Origin of the sequence: Mesorhizobium sp. M0621 (genome assembly GCF_040320745.1) — a bacterium.
GTDB lineage: Bacteria > Pseudomonadota > Alphaproteobacteria > Rhizobiales > Rhizobiaceae > Mesorhizobium.
The window spans coordinates 1-3331 of the sequence record NZ_JAMYQF010000111.1; the positions used below are offsets into that span (position 1 = coordinate 1).

General features: G+C 57.7%; 2 protein-coding genes and 1 pseudogene. All 3 read left to right on the plus strand.

Features of this window, described 5'->3' with window-relative positions:
• Positions 1-96: 96 nt before the first annotated feature.
• Positions 97-308, plus strand: a pseudogene (locus NKI38_RS33180) (IS110 family transposase); the annotation flags it as partial.
• Positions 309-485: 177 nt separating this feature from the next.
• Complete coding sequence (locus NKI38_RS33185; RefSeq protein ID WP_352665070.1) at positions 486-734, plus strand: hypothetical protein; 249 nt, start codon at positions 486-488, stop codon at positions 732-734.
• 680 nt (positions 735-1414) lie between these two features.
• Positions 1415-2662 (plus strand): ATP-grasp domain-containing protein, encoded by a 1248-nt coding sequence (locus NKI38_RS33190; RefSeq protein WP_352665072.1) that lies wholly within the window; start codon positions 1415-1417, stop codon positions 2660-2662.
• The last annotated feature ends 669 nt before the right edge of the window (positions 2663-3331 follow it).

Below are 3331 nucleotides of genomic sequence, written 5' to 3' on the forward strand. Positions count from 1 at the left end.
CATGCTGACCTCCTTGCCCAGCATGAAGGTTGAATCAGATTTGCACGCCTAAGGGAATCCCAAGCCGATTCAGTCTCATTTCATCCCGCTCTAGCCTATTTCGCCAAGCTGCCGCCTTTGCCTGATTGCGATGGAAGCATGCTCGAGCGCTCACCACTGGGCTCGCGAGCTGATCACTCTGGTCACGACGTTCGGCTCATTCCACCGCAATATGTCAAACCTGTGTCAGACGGAATAAGACCGACGCGAGAGAGGCGAGTCGCGAGGCGGCCACTCGGCCAAACATGCGCTTCTTCCCAATCAACACTCGACTCGCTTTGCATCGGTCTTGACGGACAGAGGCACCCCGCAAGGAGCGGTCAGCCCGCTCCTTGCCACCATCTTCCTCCACCACGTCCTCGATCTCTGGGCTCACCAATGGCGTCGTCCTCATGCGCGCGGTTGTGCTGTGATCGTGCGTTACGCTGACGCCTTCGTCATGTGCTTTGAGCAAGGCCGACTGTTTGGCCCTCAGGGCGCGGCTGGCCAGCTTTGGCCTGACGCTTGATGACGGCAAGACCCGGCTGAACGAGTTTGGCCGGTTCGCGGCCCTCTCCCAGCATCGGCGTCACGCGCGCGAGCGGCCCGAGACCTTCGCCTTTCTGGGCTTCACCCACTATTTGTGGGCGGACCCGGGACGGCCGGTTCTTCGTGAAGCACAAAACGGAAGGGAAACGCCTTACGGCGCGAGCTGACGGCGTTGCGCCAGGAGGCCTGCCGGCTCATCCACGCGCCACTGCACGCGCAGCATGGGTGGCTCGCCGCTGTACTTCGTCGCACTACGGCTATTATGGCAGGCCGCACAACTACCAGCGCTCACCGGATTCCCGAGGAAGTGCGTGGAGTCTGGCTGTCTGAGATGGCGCAGCAAGAAAAGCCGGCGCATAGGCTGGTCGGAGTACGCTTCCCTCCTGCCAGTTCCGCGCATTACTCGAAGCTTGGGCACGGGCACGTAAATGACGCGGGTCACTCTCGGGAACAGCCGGGTGCGGGAAATCCGCCCGCCCGGATCTGGGCGGGCGAAAGCTGAATGGCTGAGTTACTCGACCACGATCGTCCCAACTCGCTGCACACTTTCGGAAGAATGCCCCGGGCGACTAACAATCGCGTCAGCAGGCGCTGCGGTCAAAATCGTGTTCTGCTACCACTAAATGTCTTTTAACCTTCTCAAATATTAAAGATTCGTGTCAGACGAGCTGGTTGGGACGGCCGAAATGACGCTTTATGTCAATTGCTCGGGCTCCCAATAAATTACAGAATCTTCATATTCAAAATTCCTGAGGATGGTATGTTTGCCACAAATGTGAGGCCAGCAAAGCTAAAGCAGATAGGCCGATTTCTCGTGTGCGGTCGTGCTAAACTGGAGTTGACAGCCATGGTAGAAAGAGCGCTCATCATGCTTGAGGGTACGACGAATAGCAATAGCTTGCTATTCGTTCGCGCAGCGAAGTACCTTGGTCTTCATCCAATCGCTCTGGCTACTGATCCAGGCTCCTACGACTATATTGCGGCTGAACGGGTTCAGGCAGTCAGGGTTGATACAGAAGATTTCAATGCTCTGGTTCGTGAATGTTATCGGCTGCGTGAGATGTATGAAGTTGCTGGTATTACAAGCGCATTGGAGCGGGTCTATGCGACGGTTGGCAAGCTCTGTAGGCATTTCGATCTACCGGGACCAAACCCCACGTCCATTGAAAGATGCTGCGACAAATTTAGTCAACGTCGGCTCCTCGCCGAGGCCGGCATTCCAATACCTGCTTTTCGCTTGGCAGCGAATCCCGCGGAGGTAGAAAGCGCTGCATCGGACCTTGGCCTGCCGGTGATCCTTAAGCCAGCTGTGGGCAGCGGCAGCAGCGGTGTCCGATTGTGCCGTACTACCGATGAGATAACCCAGCACTCGACGTTTCTGTTGAGTGGGGAACATATATGGCAGTCGTCGCCAAGGATACTGGTCGAAGAATTCGCACAAGGCCCATATTACACTGCCGAGGTAATGGGAAATGAGGTCGTTGCAATTGGCACTGGTGACTTCGGTCCCCCGCCTCATTTCGTTTGTCGTGGGTTCACCTATCCCGCCCCGCTGACCGATGGCGAGCATAACCATATTGCTGATGTGTCGCTGGAATGTTTGCGAGCTCTCAACCTTGGTTGGGGGCCAACCAACGTTGAACTCCGGTTGACAAGCCGTGGCCCGATCGTCATTGAAGTCAATCCGCGCCTTGCCGGCATGCCCTTTCCTCAACTTGTTCATCTGGCTTACGGTGTCGATCTCATCACCGAGCATATAAAGCATGTCATCGGTAAGGAATGGGATTTGCGCAGAAGGCACTCGCGTACCGCAGTGGCGCGGCACCTGGTTGCTGATCGCGATGGCACCCTCGATTGGATCGTCGGGCACAGTGAAGCGGCTGCCGTCTTAGGTGTCGCCGAGGTCAAGGTTTATGTTAAACCGAAGACGCCGATCATCCGGAAGGGGGACTTTGATGACTGTATCGGCCATGTGATAGCCGCTTCTCCCAGCCTTACTGAGGCGGAGAACGCACTTCAGCATGCGATTGACTTGATCACTTGGTCGATAACACCATTTTCGCCGCTTGGCGAACACGGACCAGCTTGGCCTTGAGGACGTCCGCGCTTCCCTGGTTTCCACCGGATCTCGTGGCCCGCGCTGGACCAGACCATGTGCGCACTGCGATCCTTCTACGGCGTGACGCTCGACCGTACCGAGATTCCGGATCGCGTATGCCCGCGCGCTGCGCACGCTGCCGGTCGTGCTGAGCGCCGACGAGGTTTGTCTGCTTTCTTGCGGCGGTGCCGAGCGTGGGCCTGAAGGTCGACGCCATCGACAGCGAACGCGGCGTCATCGGGTCGAGCACGGCAAGTCGGCAAGGACCGTACCGTGATGTCGGCGCACCTTCTGCGCATTTCTGCGGCTCCAGCTAGCAAAGCCACCGGGCTGGCTGTCTACCGGCCGGGACACAAATCGCCCGACGTGCAGGTATTGTATTCGGCTTGTCCCTCGGCGCGGGCGGCCGCCGGGATCGACAACCGCGACGGGAAGGCGACGACTGCCGGCTTCTCGAATACGCGACACCCGTGATGTTCGACTTACCATAGTATTGCGCTCGCAGGCCTTTGTGGCACTTCTTAGCTTTGGCGCGATTTTTGAAGTCTCTCATGCGCGGCAGCTGCTGGCGAGCCGATAGCTATCTCATGGTGCATTGTGTTTGATGGAACGATGAAGGGAAAAACAGCATGTCAGGTCCGAGTCCGATAGCAAATGCGTCGCACG

Coding starts and splice junctions, on each gene's coding strand:
- NKI38_RS33190 (WP_352665072.1), top strand. CDS start 1,415: ATGGTAGAAAGAGCGCTCATCATGCTTGAGGGTACGACGAATAGCAAT.